1 protein-coding gene is annotated in these 1,691 nt (G+C 59.4%); it reads right to left on the reverse strand.

Annotated features, from left to right (window positions below):
- Positions 1–239 precede the first annotated feature (239 nt).
- The gene (locus GV368_RS10890; RefSeq protein WP_169116535.1) at positions 240–1,601 is read right to left on the reverse strand and encodes an IS1380 family transposase; all 1,362 of its coding nucleotides are present in this window, start codon (positions 1,599–1,601) and stop codon (positions 240–242) included.
- Positions 1,602–1,691 lie beyond the last annotated feature (90 nt).

Here is a 1,691-nt window from a genome sequence, read left to right on the forward strand (position 1 = left end):
CCTGAATCCGTGGTCACCAAAGTCGAAACCTTTCCTGTGAGCTGTCCGGCATGAAATTTTTGCCGGACAGACCGATTCATTGTCATGCCGACCATCTTTTCGGGGGTGATGGACCCGTATTTGCCCGCAAAAGTCGGCCTTGTCGGGACGGCGTTACGTCATATTGCAGCTTTCAGGCGAAGGGCTACCTTCCACCGCAGCGGAATCCGTCCTTGGGGTGGGTTTCAGCCCGACCATCGTCATGGCGATGCCGCTCGCAACAATCGCTGCTGAAGCGCGACGAACACCTGCACATGGCCGGCAAATCCGCGGCCAAAGTCGAGAATGAGTTTTCTGGCATGTGCCACAAACTTCGCCGCCCGGTACATGATCTCCTGCAACACCGTCTTGAGCCTTCTGCGCTTGGCCGGGTGGCGAATGGGCGCAATCTCGCCGGTCAGGCCCAATTGGCCAAGGAGGCGCAGGCAGTTGTAGGCGAATGCCCCCAGATGCAGGATCACGTCGTTGGTGTCGAACTTGCCCGACGGCAACCGTTCCAGATCAAGGTCAGATTTGATCTCGGCATGGAACTGTTCGTGTGTGCCGTGATACCGGTAGTGCTCGATCACCTCCACAGCCGGCAGGGTGAGGCTCGTCCACCAGCCTTCGATCTCAATGTCCGGCACCAGCAGGTGTTGTCCCTTCTTGTCGATGGTGCGCTCGGTCACCCGCACGATCAGCCGGAAGGTGCGCTTTTGTTTCTGCCAGGCGCGCTCGACCTGGAGGTCGAGAAGTCCCACCCGCTTGCCTGGTCGGGTCACTTCAAAGGCGTTCGCTTCCTCGGCCCGCTTGACCCAGGCCGTTCTGTCCTGCTTTCTTGGGTTCCACTTCGTGACGAATTCCAATACGCGCCCATCACGCGCCCAGGCGTCGCGTTCTTCCGCTTTGGCGAACAGCAGTCGCGCGCTGTCAAAGCCGCTGTCTTCGACCATCAGGACGGGTTGATCCGCCCTGACCAAACGCTTGACCCGAGGAAACGCCCGTTCGTAGAAGTACTCGGTCTCGAGCGCCGAATGCCAGTTCCCGGCACGCAGTTCCAGTCCCATGTTCCAGCCTTCGTTGCCCAGGTAGCCCGCAATCGGGCAATAGCCATCAACGCCTTGGTAGGTGTGGCCGACGTCCTCCTTCTTGGTATCGCTGTTGTCCATGACGAAGGTGTCGATCTCGAAGCGCACGAATCCTTTGTGCGGCGTGATCGGCGCTTTTGTCCTCTCCAGCAGGCGCACCGACAGCTCGTCCGTCCGCTCCCGCAACTCGCCGGCCTTGGCGTCGAGTCGCTGGCGCATCCAGGCACTGCTCGGCACCTTCGACAGCCCCAGCGCTTCCTTGAAGAAGCGATCCTGCCGAAACGGCTCGATGGCTTCGAAGTCGCTCTTGCCCAGACTGAGCAAGCCAGTCATCGCCTTGACCAAGTCGGAGGTCTTCATGCCTTGCGATACCGGCAAGCGCGGATCGATCACGGCTTCCACCTGCGCCGCCTCGCAGCATTGCCCAATCAGCGCCAGGCCGGAGTAAGAGGTCAGATTCAGCTTCGCGGATTGACGGACTTCAAAGCGGGGCATGATCAGTTGGGTGAAGAAGGAAGATGCCGTATTCTATCAATAAATCATATGGTTGCAATTGATCGGGGACAGGTTTCCCACGGATTCAGG

It is taken from the genome of Tepidiphilus baoligensis (assembly GCF_012911495.1).
Taxonomy (GTDB): Bacteria; Pseudomonadota; Gammaproteobacteria; order Burkholderiales; family Rhodocyclaceae; genus Tepidiphilus; species Tepidiphilus olei.